General features: G+C 72.9%; 15 protein-coding genes. 6 read left to right on the forward strand and 9 right to left on the reverse strand.

The window, feature by feature from the left end; all coding sequences use genetic code 11:
- Window positions 1-73: 73 nt before the first annotated feature.
- The 3 genes from ACIBAD_RS22470 to ACIBAD_RS22480 all read right to left on the reverse strand — a co-directional run bounded on the left by ACIBAD_RS22470 (window position 74) and on the right by ACIBAD_RS22480 (window position 3,144).
- Window positions 74-1,216 (reverse strand): M4 family metallopeptidase, encoded by a 1,143-nt coding sequence (locus ACIBAD_RS22470; RefSeq protein WP_398908147.1) that lies wholly within the window; start codon window positions 1,214-1,216, stop codon window positions 74-76.
- Window positions 1,217-1,384: 168 nt separating this feature from the next.
- Complete coding sequence (locus tag ACIBAD_RS22475) at window positions 1,385-2,026, reverse strand: response regulator (protein ID WP_398908148.1); 642 nt, start codon at window positions 2,024-2,026, stop codon at window positions 1,385-1,387.
- The gene (locus ACIBAD_RS22480) at window positions 2,023-3,144 is read right to left on the reverse strand and encodes a sensor histidine kinase (protein WP_398908230.1); all 1,122 of its coding nucleotides are present in this window, start codon (window positions 3,142-3,144) and stop codon (window positions 2,023-2,025) included. Before ACIBAD_RS22480 ends, ACIBAD_RS22475 begins: the two co-directional genes overlap by 4 nt.
- Before the next feature lie 337 nt (window positions 3,145-3,481).
- On the opposite strand from ACIBAD_RS22480, the gene ACIBAD_RS22485 reads away from it, so the two are divergent.
- Both ACIBAD_RS22485 and ACIBAD_RS22490 read left to right on the forward strand, forming a co-directional pair.
- Entirely contained in the window at window positions 3,482-4,048 is a 567-nt protein-coding gene (locus ACIBAD_RS22485) for a heme-binding protein (RefSeq protein WP_134073314.1), read from the forward strand.
- Between the two features lie 42 nt (window positions 4,049-4,090).
- Window positions 4,091-5,512: a M1 family metallopeptidase gene (locus tag ACIBAD_RS22490; protein WP_398908149.1), complete on the forward strand. Its 1,422-nt coding sequence runs from the start codon at window positions 4,091-4,093 to the stop codon at window positions 5,510-5,512.
- Between the two features lie 31 nt (window positions 5,513-5,543).
- Here the strand turns inward: ACIBAD_RS22490 and ACIBAD_RS22495 are convergent, their stop codons facing one another.
- Both ACIBAD_RS22495 and ACIBAD_RS22500 read right to left on the reverse strand, forming a co-directional pair.
- The gene (locus tag ACIBAD_RS22495) at window positions 5,544-6,059 is read right to left on the reverse strand and encodes a GNAT family N-acetyltransferase (protein WP_134073316.1); all 516 of its coding nucleotides are present in this window, start codon (window positions 6,057-6,059) and stop codon (window positions 5,544-5,546) included.
- A gap of 101 nt (window positions 6,060-6,160) precedes the next feature.
- Window positions 6,161-6,736 (reverse strand): TerD family protein, encoded by a 576-nt coding sequence (locus tag ACIBAD_RS22500; protein ID WP_030156998.1) that lies wholly within the window; start codon window positions 6,734-6,736, stop codon window positions 6,161-6,163.
- Window positions 6,737-6,894: 158 nt separating this feature from the next.
- Here ACIBAD_RS22500 and arfB point away from each other — a divergent pair, with 158 nt between their 5' ends.
- Entirely contained in the window at window positions 6,895-7,320 is a 426-nt protein-coding gene (gene arfB / locus ACIBAD_RS22505; protein ID WP_053786579.1) for an alternative ribosome rescue aminoacyl-tRNA hydrolase ArfB, read from the forward strand.
- Between the two features lie 63 nt (window positions 7,321-7,383).
- On the opposite strand, the gene ACIBAD_RS22510 is transcribed toward arfB, so the two are convergent.
- Complete coding sequence (locus ACIBAD_RS22510; RefSeq protein ID WP_389018146.1) at window positions 7,384-7,953, reverse strand: flavin reductase family protein; 570 nt, start codon at window positions 7,951-7,953, stop codon at window positions 7,384-7,386.
- A gap of 303 nt (window positions 7,954-8,256) precedes the next feature.
- Between ACIBAD_RS22510 and cdgB the strand changes: the two genes are divergently transcribed.
- Both cdgB and ACIBAD_RS22520 read left to right on the forward strand, forming a co-directional pair.
- Window positions 8,257-10,020: a diguanylate cyclase CdgB gene (cdgB, locus tag ACIBAD_RS22515; RefSeq protein WP_134073320.1), complete on the forward strand. Its 1,764-nt coding sequence runs from the start codon at window positions 8,257-8,259 to the stop codon at window positions 10,018-10,020.
- Between the two features lie 68 nt (window positions 10,021-10,088).
- The gene (locus tag ACIBAD_RS22520) at window positions 10,089-11,105 is read left to right on the forward strand and encodes a CBM35 domain-containing protein (protein ID WP_134073322.1); all 1,017 of its coding nucleotides are present in this window, start codon (window positions 10,089-10,091) and stop codon (window positions 11,103-11,105) included.
- 24 nt (window positions 11,106-11,129) lie between these two features.
- On the opposite strand, the gene ACIBAD_RS22525 is transcribed toward ACIBAD_RS22520, so the two are convergent.
- From ACIBAD_RS22525 to ACIBAD_RS22535, 3 genes are all read right to left on the reverse strand, one after another.
- Window positions 11,130-12,047 carry a 1-phosphofructokinase family hexose kinase gene (locus ACIBAD_RS22525; protein WP_398908150.1) on the reverse strand — a complete coding sequence of 306 codons (918 nt, stop codon included), beginning with the start codon at window positions 12,045-12,047 and terminating at the stop codon, window positions 11,130-11,132.
- A 116-nt stretch (window positions 12,048-12,163) separates the two neighbouring features.
- Entirely contained in the window at window positions 12,164-13,315 is a 1,152-nt protein-coding gene (gene nagA, locus ACIBAD_RS22530; RefSeq protein WP_398908151.1) for an N-acetylglucosamine-6-phosphate deacetylase, read from the reverse strand.
- Complete coding sequence (locus ACIBAD_RS22535) at window positions 13,315-14,247, reverse strand: ROK family protein (protein ID WP_398908231.1); 933 nt, start codon at window positions 14,245-14,247, stop codon at window positions 13,315-13,317. Before ACIBAD_RS22535 ends, nagA begins: the two co-directional genes overlap by 1 nt.
- A 199-nt stretch (window positions 14,248-14,446) precedes the next feature.
- Here ACIBAD_RS22535 and ACIBAD_RS22540 point away from each other — a divergent pair, with 199 nt between their 5' ends.
- Window positions 14,447-15,748, forward strand: coding sequence for an extracellular solute-binding protein (locus ACIBAD_RS22540; RefSeq protein ID WP_398908152.1), 1,302 nt, complete (start codon window positions 14,447-14,449; stop codon window positions 15,746-15,748).
- Window positions 15,749-15,837: the final 89 nt, after the last annotated feature.

Here is a 15,837-nt window from a genome sequence, read left to right on the forward strand (position 1 = left end):
GTTACCGGTGCGATCCGCACGCGCCCGTCGGCCGAGCGGCTCTCCCCGTCCCGGCGGTGGCCGTGCGGCCGGGTCAGCGGACGTTGACGGCGTTCCAGGCTGCGGCGACGCGCCCGTATTCCACGCCGGCCGGCCCGTAGAGGTCGGCAGCGGCCATGAGGGTGGCGGTACGGGCGCGGGCGTAGTCGCTGGTGGAGGTCATGTAGGTGCTCAGGGCCCGGTACCAGATGCGGACCGCCTTGTCCTGGCCGATGCCGAGCAGCTTGGAGCCGTCGTACGTGGGGGAGTCGTAGGAGATCTTGTTGATCTCCTTGGGTCCGCTGCCCTCGGCCAGGAGGTAGAAGAAGTGCCGGGCGGGGCCGGAGGCGGCGTACGCGTCGAGGGTGCCGATGTCGCGTGACCAGTAGTCGCGGGAGTGGCCGTCGAGGCTGGGGTGGTCCATGCGGCGCAGGGGGCCGTCGGCGAAGGCGCGCTCGCCGATGAAGTAGTCGCCGACGTCGGCGGCGTTGTCGGCGAAGAACTCGATCGCGGTGCCGAGGATGTCGGCGGTGCCCTCGTTCAGGCCGCCGGGTTCGCCTGAGGAGCCGAGGCCCGCGGTGGAGGCGATCACGCCGTGGGTGAGCTCGTGGCCGACGACGTCGAGGGTGGCGAGGGTCTGGCCGGTGGCGGGGTCGTCGCCGTAGTTGGCGCAGAAGCAGCTCGGGTCGAAGAAGGCGTTGGGGTGGTTGCTGCCGTAGTGCACGCGGGAGGTGACGCCGGTGCCGTCGCCGCGGATGCCGTTGCGTCCGAGGACGCCCTTGTAGAAGTCCCAGGTGACGGCGGTGGCGTAGTGGGCGTCCACGCCGGCGGACTGGCGGTCGGCGGGGGTGCCGGCGCCGCCCCAGTCGTTGTCGGGGTCGGTGAAGAGGGTGCCGCCGCCGGTCTGGTTCATGGCGTCGAGGGTGCGCTGGTTGCCGCGCGTGGTGTCGCGGAGCTGGTAGGCGCTGCCGGTGAAGTAGGTGCTGAGGGGGACGGCGCCGGCGTGCTGGCTGTGGCCCGTGCCGAGGGCGGCGACGGGCCCGGGGCCGATTCCGGCGCCTACGCCTGCGCCGGCGGCTGCGTACGGGGGCTGGGCCGCGGCCGTCGCCGGGGCTGTCACCGCCGTGGCCGTCAAGGCGGCGGCCGTCCCGAGGAGGACGGCGAGGCGGGTGCGGCGAGAGGACGTGGGGTGGGTCACTCGGGCTCCTTCGCGGTGGCCGGGGTGGCGGCGCGAGAGAGCGTGGCAGGGCGGGGCAGGGCTTTGGCAGGTCTACGACAAGGATTCCCGGGGGATTCGGGCCGGTTGTCCGAACACGCCCCGCCCGGTGTCCGGATCCCACCCCCGGCATGATCCGGAAGACGCGGCCTACGGCAGGAGGCGCTGCTCCTTGGCCACCGAGACCGCTCCCGCCCGGGTGTCCACGCCGAGCTTGTCGTAGATGCGGCCCAGGTGGGTCTTGACCGTGGCCTCGCTGATGAACAGGGCCCGGGCGATGTCCCGGTTGCCCAAGCCCCGAGCCAGCTGGCCCAGGATGTCCAGTTCGCGGTCCGTCAGCGTCGGGCGCGAGCCCCGCATGTGGGCCATCACGCGGCTCGCCACCGGCGGGGAGAGGGTGGTGCGGCCCGCCGCCGCCGAGTGGATGGCGGCGAACAGCTCCTCCGGGCGCTCCGCCTTCAGCAGGTAGCCCGTGGCGCCCGCCGCGATCGCCCGGGTGACGTCCGCGTCCGTGTCGTACGTCGTCAGGACCAGTACGTGCGGCGGGTCGGTCACCGCCGTGATGCGGCGGGTGGCCTCGACCCCGTCGATGCCCTCGCCCAGCTGGAGGTCCATCAGCACCACGTCCGGGCGCAGCTTCGCCGCCAGGGCGACGGCCTCCTCGCCGCTGCCCGCCTCGCCCAGCACCTCGATGTCGGGCGCGCTGCCGAGCAGTGCCAGCAGGCCGGCGCGGACCACCGCGTGGTCGTCGCAGAGCAGGATCGTCGTCATCGGGCCGGTTCCGGTCGTCATGCGGGGGGCTCCAGGGGGACGGCCGCGGAGAGGACCGTGCCCTCGCCGGGGGTGGATTCGAGGGTCAGGGTGCCGCCGAGCTGGCGGACGCGGGCGCGCATCGCCGGGAGCCCGTGCCCGCGGTCCCCGGCCGCGCCCGCCCCGCGCGGCTCGGTGAACCCCTCGCCGTCGTCCGCGACGTCCAGGACCACCTGGTCGCCCAGGAAGCTCAGGGTCAGGGCCGCGGTCCGGGCGTGCGCGTGCTCCCGTACGTTGGCCAGCGCGCCTTGCGCGATCCGCAGCAGCGCCGACTGGACCCGGTCCGGGAGCGGGGCCGGCGCGCCCTCCAGGTGGAAGCGGACCTCGATGTCCGGGCCCGCGTCGAGCGCGCGCAGCGCGTCCGCGAGGCCGCCGCGCCCTTCGAGCTCCGGCGGGGCCAAGTCGTGGACCAGGCGCCGCGCCTCCGCCAGCCCGCGCGCCGCGATGCCGGTGGCGGTACGGACGTGCGCGCGGGCGGTGGCCGGGTCGCTGTCCCAGGTGCGGTCCGCGGCCTGGAGCAGCATCTGCTGGCTGGACAGGTGCTGCGCGAGCGTGTCGTGGATCTCCATCGACAGCCGCTGCCGCTCGGCGAGGGTGCCCTCGCGGCGTTCGGTGGCGGCCAGCTCGCGGCGGGTGCGGATCAGGTCGTCGATCAGGGCGCGCTGGGACTCGGCCTGGCGCTCCATGTGGACGAAGACCGCGGTGGCCAGGGCCGCGATCGCGGGCGGGGCGAGCAGCAGGTTCGGGTCGAACTCGCGCGAGAGCTTGAGCTGGGCGGCCACCACGAACACCGTCAGCAGGGCCACCAGGACGATCGCCGCGCGGGGCGGCAGGGTGCGCAGGGCGGTGAAGAAGAGGGGGACGGCGCACCAGGCGAAGCTGGGCGCGAGGACGACCAGGACCACCCAGACCGCCACGACCAGCCCGAGCCAGAGCAGCCGGCGCACCGTGGGCGCGGCCCCGAGCGCGGGGCCGAGTACGTACAGCAGGGCCAGCGCGATGCTGAGGGCGAGGATCCACGGGGTGCCGGGCGAGCCGGGGTGGCGCAGCAGGAAGCGGGCCACCGAGGCGCCGAGGAGCAGGAAGAAAGCCGTGTGCATGACGGCGGCCAGAGCCCGCGTGTCCGCCTTCCCGGGCGCGCCCCGCACCCCGGGCACCCCCGCCGCCTGTGGCGGTACGCGCCTTACGTGGTGGCTCACAGCGGGCTCCCGGGTCGGTGTCTGGCTCCTCCATCGTGCCTGGTCGTACGCGATGGCGCCGACCAGCCAATCCGCACCCGTACCCGCTCCGCATCGACCGATCGGTTGACCCCGGGGTCAACCGGTGCGGCAGCCGTCGCGAGCCGGTACGGGGACCGGTCGGGGCCGGGTGCGGCCCCAGGCTTGGAGCAGCAGGACGAGCCGACGTACTCAGCCGATGCACCCAGGAGCAGCAGACATGAACACCCGCACCCGCGTTCTCACCGGTACCGCTCTCGCCGTCGCGCTCGGCGCCGGGACCTTCGGCGCGGTCAGCGCCAGCGCAGCGCAGGCCGAGACCGCCCCGGCCGCCGCTGCCGCCGCCACCGCGAAGAAGGACGGCGGGGCGGACGAGAAGAACTTCACCACCACGACCCACCTCACCGTCGACGCCGCCACCCGCGCCGCCCAGGCCGCGCTGGACGCCGCGCAGAAGGAGAACCAGAAGGTGACGGTCGCGGTCGTGGACCGTAACGGCAACACCATCGTCACCCTGCGCGGCGACGGCGCGGGCCCGCAGTCCTACGAGTCGGCGCAGCGCAAGGCCTTCACCGCCGTGTCCTGGAACGCCCCGACCTCGGTGCTCGCGGGCCGCCTCGCCCAGACCCCGAACCTGAAGGACATCCCCGGCACCCTCTTCCTCGGCGGCGGCACCCCGGTGCAGGCCAAGGGCGCCCCGGTCGCCGGCATCGGCGTGGCCGGCGCTCCGAGCGGCGACCTGGACGAGAAGTACGCCAAGGCGGGCGCCGACTCCCTGGAGAAGTAATCACCCCGAAGTACGACATCGGGCCCCCATAGGATCGGGCGCGTGGAACACCGCCGCGCACCCTCCCGCCTCGCCGCCGCCCCCGCAGCCGCCGCTGCCGTCCTGCTCGCCCTCACCACGGCGTGTACGGCCGGCACGGTGCAGGGGCGGCCCGGTGCGTCCGGGCTGCGCGACCCGTACTTCCCCAAGGCCGGCAACGGCGGCTACCAGGTCGAGCACTACGACCTGGACCTCGACTACGACCCCGCGGACGGGGAGTTGAACGCCACCGCCGTCATCACGGCCCGCGCGGAGCAGGGGCTCAGCTCCTTCAACCTCGACCTCGCCGGCCTGGAGGTCGAGGACGTCACCGTGCAGGGCGCGGGCGCCCGCTACAACCGGACCGGCCGGGAGCTGACGGTGCGTCCCGCCAAGGACCTCAAGAAGGGCGAGGTCTTCCGTACGGAGATCGACTACCGCGGCAAGCCGAAGCCCATCGCGGACGCGGACGGCTCCAAGGAGGGCTGGATCACCACGGCCGACGGGGCCGTCGGGGTCGGCGAGCCGATCGGATCGATGGCCTGGTTCCCCGGGAACCACCACCCCAGCGACAAGGCCACCTACGACATCACCCTGACCGTACCCAAGGGCTACGAGGCGGTCTCGAACGGCGAGTTGGCCTCCCGGACCGACTCCCCCGCCGGGCGGACCGAGTTCGTGTGGCACAGCCCGGAGCCGATGGCGAGCTACCTGGCCACCGCCGCGATCGGGAAGTTCGACGTGACGACCGGCCGGACCCCCTCCGGGGTCGCCCTGTACGAGGCCGTCGCGCCCGGCGAGGCTGCCGCCGGCGCCCCGGCGCTGGCGCGGCTGCCCGAGATCGTGGAGTGGGGCAGCCGCAGGTTCGGGCCGTACCCCTTCGGCACCGCCGGGGCGATCGTGCTGCCGGCCAAGTCCCTCACGTACGCGCTGGAGACGCAGACCAAACCCGTCTTCTCCGGTGCGCCCGACGAGGATCTCGTCCTGCACGAGACGGCCCACCAGTGGTTCGGGGACTCGGTGTCACCGAAGTCCTGGAAGGACATGTGGCTCAACGAGGGCTTCGCGACCTACGCCGAATGGCTGTGGTCCGAGGACCACGGAGGGACCACCGCCCAGCAGCACTTCGACGCCTTCCGCACGGGCGACACCGCGGTGGACGAGGAGGCCGACTCCGACTGGGCCGCCTTCCCGCCCGCCGACCCGCCCAGCGCCAAGGACATCTCGGAGACCCCGGTGTACGTCCGGGGCGCGATGGTCCTCCAGCGGATCCGGCAGGAGGTCGGCGACGAGAAGTTCTTCGCCCTGCTGCGCGGCTGGGCCACCGACCACCGGTTCGGGAACGCGAGTACGGCCGACTTCACCGCGTACGCGGAGCGGTCGACGGGGCACGACCTGAAGAAGGTCTGGGACGTCTGGCTGTACGGGGAGGGCCGTCCGAAGTAGCCCCCGTACGGCCCGCATCCGTATGCGGCCCCTACAGGGCCTTGCGCAGGACCGTGCAGTCGCGGCCGTGCTCGCGGTCCTTGGCGCGGCGCAGCGCGGCGTAGCCCTGGGACTGCCAGAAGGCCAGGCCGGCGGGGTTGTCGTCGAGCACGGCGAGCCGTACGCCGGTGCGGCCCGCGGCGCGGAAGCGGTCCTCGACGAGCCCGGCGACGGCGCGCCCGTACCCCGCGCGGTGCACGGTGGCGTCGATGAGCAGCAGGCCGATCCACGGGTCCGGGTCGCCGGAGGAGGGGTCCGGGTGGTGGGCGAGGGTGGCGGCCAGGCCGACCAGCCGGCCGGCGGAGCGGGCCAGGAGCACCTCGGCGCCTTCGTGGGCGAGTTCGTCGGCGAGGGCCGCGGCGACCTGTTCGACCGTGATGCGGTCCGGGTCGGGGAAATCGCCGCTGAGCTCGAAGAAGGCGTGGTTGGTCGCGTAGAGCGCGGCGATCTCGGTGAGGACCGGGCCCGGCAGTGCGCCGTCCACGGGCGCGAGCGGTTGCAGGATCACCTGCCGAACCGTAGCGAAGCCCCCTCCCCGGACGGCCGGGAGGGGGCTTCGGCTGTGGTGCTCTCGGCCGGTCGGACCCGGCCCCGGGCTCAGCCTCGGACTCAGACGTTGACGCCGAAGTCCTGGGCGATGCCGGTCAGGCCGGAGGCGTAACCCTGGCCGACCGCGCGGAACTTCCACTCGGCGCCGTTGCGGTAGAGCTCGCCGAAGACCATGGCGGTCTCGGTGGCCGCGTCCTCGGAGAGGTCGTAGCGGGCGATCTCGGCGCCGCCGGCCTGGTTCACGACGCGGATGTACGCGTTGCGGACCTGGCCGAAGTTCTGGCTGCGGGCGTCGGCGTCGTAGATCGAGACCGGGAAGACGATCTTGTCCACGTCGGCCGCGAGGGTGGCGAGGTTGACGTTGATGGACTCGTCGTCGCCGGAGCCCTCGCCGGTGCGGTTGTCACCGGTGTGGACGATGCTCTGGTCCGGGGTGGACTTGTTGTTGAAGAAGACGAAGTGACCGTCGGAGACGACCTTGCCCATCGCGTTGACCGCGATGGCGGAGGCGTCCAGGTCGAAGTCGACACCGGTCGTCGTACGGACGTCCCAGCCGAGGCCGACCGTGACGGCGCTGAGGCCGGGGGCCTCCTTCGTGAGCGAGACGTTGCCGCCCTTGGACAGGCTTACTGCCATTTTGACTGGTGTCCCTTCCTCTTCGCTTGGCCGCGAGATCGTGGCCAAGGTACCGCTGACCTACATAACGCGGCGAGAGGGCCGGTAGGTTCCGCGCGGCGGAATACGCGCGGCGAAATACGGGTGACGGGCATCGCGCGGGGCGGGATCATGGGGGCATGCCTGGTCCCTATGTCATTCGCGGTTCGGTCGTGCTCCCCGAGGCGGAGCTCGCCTGGCGCTTTTCGCGATCCTCCGGGCCGGGCGGTCAGCACGTGAACACCTCGGACTCGCGGGTGGAGCTGCTGTTCGACGTCGCGGCGACGAAGGCGCTGCCGGACGTGTGGAAGGAGCGGGCGCTGGAGCGGCTCGCGGCCCGGCTGGTGGACGGGGTGCTGACCGTACGGGCCTCGGAGCACCGGTCGCAGTTCCGCAACCGGGAGATGGCGCTGGTCCGGATGGCGTCCGTGCTCGCGGAGGCCACCGCCCCGCCGCCGAAGGCGCGCCGCGCCACGAAGATCCCGCGGGGGATCAACGAACGCCGCCTGCGCGAGAAGAAGGCCCGGGCGGAGACCAAGCGCGGCCGCACCGGCCGCGACTGGTAGCGACCGCCGCGATCGGTGGCGACCGGGTGCGACAGGTCGCGACCGGGTGCGCCGCTGCGGTCCTCAGCCCGCCAGGTGGCGGTAGCGGCCGCGGAAGTACGTCAGCGGCGGGGAGTCCGGGGAGGGGAGCGCCGCGGTCAGGACGCGGCCGATGACTAGGGTGTGGTCGCCCGCCTCGACGCGGTTCTCCGTACGGCATTCGAGGGTGGCCAGCGCGCCCGTCAGCAGCGGGGCCCCCGAGACCTCGCCGCGCCCGTAGGGCAGGTCCGCGAAGAGCAGCCGGTCGCTGATGCGGTTCTTCATCGAGAAGCGGCTCGCCACCTGCACCTGGTGGTCGGCGAGCACCGAGACCGCCCACAGCGGCTGCTCGGCCAGCAGGTCGTCCATCCGGGAGCCCTCGCGCAGGCTCACCAGGACCAGCGGCGGGTCCAGGGACACGGACATGAAGGCGGTCGCGGTCATGCCGACGTCCTCGCCGTCCGGGCCGGTCGGTGTCAGGGGCGGCTCGTGCGCGGTGATCAGGCACACGCCCGCCGCCAGTCGGGACATCGCGGCACGGAACTCGTCGTTGCTCACGCCCTCAGGATGAAGGGTGGCGGGGATCGGCACGGGTACAGGGGTCGTCTTCGGCACGTTCGGAACGCTAGTCTCGCCCTCCTGCGTCGCGCATCGGGCCCGAGTCCGAGCCGCGTCCCCGCCCCTTGGCCTAGGCCCGGGCGTATCGTTTGCTCCCGGGAATGCAGGGGAGCGCTCCCGCGTGACACGACCCCCATCGCCCACCTTTATTCATCTCATGTGACTTGAGTCACAGAGGGCAAGATTTGTTGACCCTGTGTACCTGCCGCACAGCTCACTGTGATTCAGTGGACGGGACACCGCAACGAAACGCCGATGACAAACCTGGAGTTGCTGTCGAGGTCTCGGGGAGAGCGAGCAATGGAGACCGAGTCGGAGCCGTACGTCCGTCTTGCGACCCTGCGGCAGCTCCATCAGGTGGTGGCCGAACTCAACACGGCCAGGAGCCTGGCGGACACCCTGCAGACCGTCGTGGACGGCATCGTCGTGGGCCTCGGCTACGAACTCGCCTGTGTCAATCTCGTACGCCCTGACGGGGATCTCGTCGTCGCCGCATTCGCCGGCGACCCCGCCGCAGAGGCCCTCATCACCGGCCGCGTCGGCTCCCGCGCCTCCTGGGAGCGCCGTCTGACGATGGGTGAGAGCTGGGACGGGCTCCGCTTCATCCCGCACACCGAGGGGTGGGTCCTCCTGGAGGACGACGTGCCCCAGTGGCACACGGACGGCCCCGATCCGCGCTTCGCCGACGAGTGGCACCCCGAGGACCGGCTCTACGCCCCCATGTATGCGTCCGGCGGGGAACTTCTGGGTGTCATTTCGGTGGACAGACCGCGCAACGGGCGCCGCCCCGGCGCGTGGGGGCGCGAGGCGCTCCAGATGTACGCCTTCCAAGCGGCGATTGCGATCAGCAACGCACGGCTGCGCGCGAACATGCAGCGGGCCCTGGTCCGGCTGGAGCGTGAACAGCAGGCGCTGCGCGCCAGCGAGGAGTCCTTCCGGCAGGCCTTCGAGTACGCGCCCAGCGGCATGGCGATCGCCGAGATGGGCGGGGACCAGCACGGGCGGCTGCTGCGGACCAACGACGCGCTGTGCCGGCTGCTGGGCCGGCCCGCCTCCGTACTGCGCCGCTACTCCTTCTCCGACCTGGTCCACCCGGAGGACATCGGGACGCTGCTGCGGACCTCCGCCGAGGGTGGCCGGGCGGAGCTGCGGCTCGGGCGGCGCGACGGCACGTACGTATGGGTCTCGCTGCGCAACTCCGTCGTCGCGGACGCCGCCGACGGGCCGCGGTTCCTGCTCACGCACGTCGAGGACATCGAGGAGCGCAAGCGCCACGAGCTCCAGCTCGCCCACCGGGCCAGCCACGACTCGCTGACCGGCCTCCCCAACAGCGCCGAGCTGCGTTCCCGCCTCGGGGCGCGGCTGTGCCGCAGGCCGCAGTCGGTCCGCGCCACCGCCGTGGAGGCGCTCGACGCGGCGTACGAGGGGCACGGGGCGCACGGCGGCCACGGCGGCCACGGCGGCGGGATCGAGGCGGGTGGTGCCGTCGGGGAGCACGGCTTTCGTCCCGACGCCTACCCCGAGCCCTTCGAGTACCCCGGCGCCCCGGCGGTGCCCGCTCCCGGTGTCCCGGGGGTGCCCGGGCCCGGCGGGCCCGGCGCGGGCCCGGGCCCGTACGACCACCACGTGCACATGGTGGCGCCCGCGACGGACATCGACGACGGGACGAAGGGGCTCGCGGTGCTCTTCTGCGACCTCGACGGGTTCAAGTCGATCAACGACCGGTTCGGGCACCACACCGGTGACGCCGTCCTGATCGAGGTGGCCCGGCGGCTGACGACGGGCGTCAGGGACGGTGACACCGTCGCTCGGCTGGGTGGTGACGAATTCGTCGTCCTCGCGGACGGACTGGGCGCGGCCGACGCCGCCGACCTGGCCGTCCGGCTGCGCAACGCGATCATCCCGCCGATCCGGGTGGACGGCCGCGCGGTCCGTGTGGGCGCCAGTTTCGGGATCGGCTGGGCCAGCTGCGGCATGTCGGCGGACGAGGTGCTGCGCTCCGCCGACCAGCGGATGTACATCGAGAAAAGGTCCCGTTCCAAGGCGCACCGCCGGGCCGGCTGAGGCGATCGGCCGCCCGTGGGTGCACGTGTTCGGGGTAGGCTCCCGTGGGTCGAAAGGAGTGACCTGCGATGACGACGCCCGCGAACAACGGCCCGAACAGTGGGGCGAACAAGCCCGAGGACGACGATCCGTTCGGCTATCTCTACGCGGACGGCCAGGCCGCCGGAGCCACCCCGCCCGCGCAGGGCGGTGGATACGGCTACCCCGGCCCGACGGTCGGTGGGCAGCCCGGCGTGCAGCCCGGTGTCCCCCGTACCTCGTACAACCAGGTGCGCACGGTCGGTGAGCGGACGTACGGCGGCCAGCGCGGCGCCCAGGTTCCGCCCCAGCAGCAGCCGTCCTACCAGGCCCAGTACCAGGCCCCGGAAGCGCTCCAGGCGGGCGGCTACGGCGTTCCGCCGCAGCAGGGCCAGAGCACTGCGACGATCCCGGCGCCGGGCGGCCACGGAGGCCACGGCGGAGGCGGCGGTTCCAGCCGCAAGGGCATGCTCATCGCGGCGGTCGCGGTGGTCGCCGCGGTCGCAATCGGCATCGGTGCGGCCGTGGCCTTCGGCGACAAGGACAAGGACAAGGACAAGGGCGGCGCGACGGGCGGACAGCAGTCCGCGCAGCCGCAGACCTCCACCTCCGCGCAGCCGAGCCCCTCGCAGTCCTCGGAGGCCCCGCTGCCCAAGGCGGACGCCTCGGGCGCGGGCATGTCCCTCACGGGCGGCGCGCACCTGGAGGCCGCGGTCCCGGGCGCGAAGAGCGCGGGCGGCCAGTACGTGGGCGGGCTGAACGCCCCCGGTGCGGCGGCGACTTGGACCGTGGACGTGGCCAAGGCGGGCCAGTACAAGCTGAAGATGGTCTACGGGGTGCCGGGCAAGGACGCCAGCACCACCCTGACCGTCAACGGCGAGGCGCAGTCCCGGCCGGTCAACATGAAGAACTTCTCCGGGGCCAAGCCGGGCGAGTGGGACAAGGGCTGGACGAACACCTGGTCGCTCGTGACCCTCAAGCAGGGCACGAACACGATCAAGGTCTCGTGCGAAGCCGGCAACCAGTGCGAGGTCGCCCTCGACCAGCTCTGGCTCGAGAAGGGCTGATCCCGGGCCCGGCCCCCGCCGCTCCTAGCGTGCCGTCAGCTTCACCGACCCCCGTACCTCCTCGTAGGTGCGGGGGTCGAAGTCTCCCGCCGTCGGGGCGTGGACCGTGGCCGCCGAGAGGGCGACCGCGCGGGTCAGGCGGGCCGGCCAGTCCAGGCCCTCCGTGAGGGCCGACAGCAGGCCCGCCACCGCGGAGTCGCCGGCTCCGGTTGGGTTGCCCGTCAGGGCGCGCGGCGGGGCCGCCTGCCAGGTGCCGTGGGCCGTGGCCGCCAGCAGTCCGTCGGGGCCGAGTGAGGTCACCACGGCGTGCGCGCCGCGGCGGCGGGCGTCGCGGGTGGCCTGGAGCGGCTCGCGGGAGCCGGTCAGCTCGGCGAGCTCGGCTGCGTTCGGCTTGATCATCTCGGGCCGGGCGGCGACCCCGCGGCGCAGGGCCTCGCCGCTGGTGTCCAGGAGGACCGGGACCCCGGCCGCGCGGGCGGCCCGTACGAGGAGGGCGTACGCGCCCACCGGCACGCCCGGCGGGAGGCTGCCGCACAGGGCCACCGCCGCGGCCCCGGCCAGCAGGGCCTCGTACCGGTCGAGGAAGGCGGCCCATTCCGCGGAACCGATCAGCGGGCCCGGCTCGTTGAACTGCGTGGTGTCGCCCGAGGCCTCGTCGACCACGGCCAGGGTGCGCCGGGTGGTGCCCGCGCAGGGGACCAGAGCGTCCGTCACCTTCACGGTCTCGGCGAGCAGTTCGCGTACGACGGCGCCGGTGCGGCCGCCCGCGAAGCCGGTCGCGGTGACCTCGTGGCCGAGCGCGGCCAGTACGCGGGCGACGTTGAGGCCCTTGCCGCCCGGCCGCTCGGTCACGGCGGTGACCCGGTGCGAGGTGTGCGGAATCAGCTTCGGTACGTGGTGGGTGACGTCGAGTGCGGTGTTGAGCGTCACGGTGAGGATCATGGCAGGCCCCGGTTTCGGTGTGTGCCGGGATCATGCCAAACAGCAGTACGGGCGGCCCAGTCCCGCGGGCCGCCCGTTTCCCTCCGCACCCGCTCAGAGCAGCGCCGCAGCGGGCCTCAGAGCAGCGGGTCGACGATCCACTCGCCGCGCCGCATGACGCCCTTGACGTCGAACGCGGCGTCCAGGACGACCAGGTCGGCGTACTTGCCCGGCTCCAGCGAGCCGACCTCGTCGTACAGGCCGATCAGCTTGGCGGGATTGGCCGAGATCGCCTGGACCACGGACTCCACGGGCAGCTGGTCCAGGGTCACCGACCGCTTGAACGCGGTGTCCAGGGTCAGCGTGGAGCCGGCGATCGAACCGCCCTCGACGAGGCGGGCCACCCCCTCCTTGACCTCGACCTCCAGCGGCCCCAGGTGGTAGATCCCGTCGCCGAAGCCCGCCGCGTCCATCGCGTCGGTGATGAGCGCCACGCGGTGCGCGCCCGCGTGGTGGAAGGCCAGCTCCAGCATCGCCGGGTGCAGATGGGTGCCGTCGTTGATCAGTTCGACGGTGACCCGCTCGTCCTCCAGCAGGGCGGCGATCGGGCCGGGTGCGCGGTGTTCCATGCCGGGCATCGCGTTGTACAGGTGGGTGGCCACGGTCGCGCCCGCGTCGATGGCCTGGCGGGTCTGCTCGTACGTGGAGTCGGTGTGCCCGATCGCGGCGATGACCCCGTGCTCGGCCAGCAGCCGTACGGAGTCCAGCCCGCCCGGGAGTTCGGTGGCGAGGGTGAACATGCGGGCGGCGCCGTGCGCGGCGTCGATCAGCTTGCGGACCTCGGCCGGGTCGGGGTCGCGGAGCAGGTCCTCCTTGTGGGCGCCCTTGCGGCAGGGGTTGATGAACGGCCCCTCGAAGTGGATGCCGGCGATCTCGCCCTGCTGGGTCAGCTCGGCCAGGAGCCCGGCGCGGCGGGCCAGTTCGTCCAGGTCGCCGGTGACGGTGGAGGCGACGAGCGTGGTGGTGCCGTGCTCGCGGTGGGTCCGTACGCCCTTGAGGACCTCCTCGGCGGTGCCGGAGGTGAAGGAGGCGCCGCCTCCGCCGTGGTTGTGCATGTCCACGAAGCCGGGGACGAGCCAGTGCCCGGACAGGTCGACGGTCCGCGCGTCCTCGCCGGCGCTGCCGGCGATGCGCTCGCCGTCGACGATGACGCGGCCGCCCGCCACGGTCCCGGTGGGCAGGACCACCCTGGCGCCGGAGAGAACGGTGCTGTGTGCGCTTCCGGACATCAGGCAGGTACCTCCGTGGCGAGTAGGTCCCAGGCGAGCAGCCCTGCGCCCAGGCATCCGGCGGTGTCCCCGAGGGCCGCCGGAACGATGTCGGGCAGCCGCTGGAACGTCACGCGCTCCTCGACGGCCGTCCGTAGTGGTGTGAACAAGGTTTCCCCCGCCTCGGCGAGCCCGCCACCGATGATCAGCGTGCGCGGGTCCAGCAGGGTGATCGCGGTGACCAGGCCGTCGGCGAGGGCGCCGACGGCGGCCAGCCACACCTCGCGGGCGCGCTCGTCGCCGGACTCGACGGCCTTGGCGCAGTCCGCGGCGTCCGCGGATGGGTCGCCGGAGGCGGCCGCCCAGGCGCGGCTGACGGCGGACGCGGAGGCGAGGGTCTCCAGGCAGCCGTACTGGCCGCAGCCGCAGGCGGGGCCGCCGGGGCGGACCACGATGTGGCCGATCTCGCCCGCGTAGCCGTGGGCGCCGGCCTCGATGCGGCCGGCGATGCCGATGGCGCCGGCGATGCCGGTGCCGAGGGGGACGAACAGGAAGCGGTCGGCGCCCCGGCCGGCGCCGATGCGGCCTTCGGCGAGTCCGCCCGTGCGGACGTCGTGGCCCAGGGCCACCGGGATGCCGCCGAGCCGTCTGCTGAGGAGCTCGCGCATCGGTACGTCGCGCCAGCCCAGGTTCGCCGCGTAGACGGCGATCCCGTTCTCGGCGTCGACGATGCCGGGGACGGCGACGCCGGCCGCGCGGGCGGGCGAGCCGAAGCGCTCGCGGCCGAGCGCGGACAGCTCGGCGGCGAACTCCAGGATCGTCTCGACGACGGCGTCGGGGCCCCGGTCGCGGCCGGTGGCGCGGCGCGCCTCGTGCAGCAGGGAGCCGTCCTCGGCGATGAGGGCGGCCTTCATCCCGGTGCCGCCCACATCGAGGGCGATGACGTGTTTCACGGGTTTCACAGGTGACAGTCTCGCGTGCTCGGCGGGGAAAGGTCTAGTCCATTGGAGGGGATTGTTGAGCGGCCATACAAAATCGGAGACCTCGGTCGGGCGACGAACCGGACACCGTGCGTTCCCGATGTGGACGAGCCGCCAAAGTGGTGTAGACCTTACGTGGATCGTACGTACAACAAGGGGTGGATCGAGAACTGTGAAGGGCCGTTACCTGAGCCTGGCCGCGACCGGCGCCGCGCTGAGCCTGACCGCCGCGGCACTGACGGGCTGCGGAGCCGTGGGGAGTCTCACCGGGGACAACGACGTGACCCTGCGGGTCGTGGCGGCCGACTACGGGGACAATCCGCAGAACTCCTCGACGGGCTACTGGAAGGACCTCGCCGCCGGCTTCCAGAAGGACCACCCCGGCGTCAAGGTCGAGGTCAGCGTCTACTCCTGGTCCGAGGTCGACGCCAAGGTCGCGGAGATGGTCAAGGCCGGCAAGGCCCCCGACATCGCTCAGATCGGCGCGTACGCCGACTACGCGGCCGCCGGCAAGCTGTACACGGCGGAGGAACTGCTCTCCGTCAGCACCGAGGCCGACTTCCTGGCGCCGCTCGCGGACGCCGGCAAGGTCCGGCGGGTCCAGTACGGGATGCCCTTCGTGGCCAGCACCCGCCTGCTCTTCTACAACGAGAAGCTGCTGACGGACGCCGGGGTCGTGCCGAAGGACGCCAAGGGCGGCTGGCAGCCGAAGAGCTGGGCCGACCTGGAGGCCGCCGCGAAGAAGCTCAAGGCCGCGGGCGTGCCGACGCCGCTCGCGCTGCCGCTGGGCCGCGAGGAGGCGCAGGCCGAGACGATGATGTGGATGCTCGCGGGCGGTGGCGGCTACACCGACAACGAAGAGGCGTACGCGATCGACTCCCCGGACAACGTCAAGACGTTCGAGTTCCTGCGCGACAAGATGGTCGGCCAGGGCCTGACCGGACCGCTGGAACCGGCGAAGACCGACCGGCGGGCGGCGTTCGACGCCTTCACCCGGGGCGAGGTCGGCATGCTCAACGGCCACCCCACGCTGCTGAAGCAGGCGGCGGAGAAGGGCGTGAAGTTCGGCATGGTGGCGATGCCGACCGCCGACGGCACCGAGCACCCGACGATGGGCGTCGCGGACTGGGTGATGGCCTTCAAGAACGGCCACCGCAAGGAGTCCGGGCAGTTCCTGGACTACCTGTACGAGGCGAAGAACGTGACGGCCTTCACCAACAAGTACGACCTGCTGCCGGTCACGACGACCGGCTACCGGGCGATGGACGCCAGTACGGGCGGCTCGGCGACGCAGCTGAAGACGTTCCTGCAGGCGCTGCCGAACGCGCGGCTCTACCCGGTCGGCAAGAAGTCCTGGGCCGGGGTCAGCGAGGACGTCAAGCAGAACATCGGCAAGAGCGTGCAGCCGGGCGGGCAGCCGGCGAAGGTCCTGGAGGACATCGCCGAGTCGGCGCGCAGGGCGGACGCCCACTGACGGGCCCCGGCCGAACGGCGCCGGCCGGGGCGCGGGCGCCGAGGGGCGCGGGCCGGCCGGGTGTCACAGGGCGGCGTTAATCTGGCGGT

This window comes from Streptomyces sp. NPDC051109, from assembly GCF_044455885.1.
Taxonomy (GTDB): domain Bacteria; phylum Actinomycetota; class Actinomycetes; order Streptomycetales; family Streptomycetaceae; genus Streptomyces.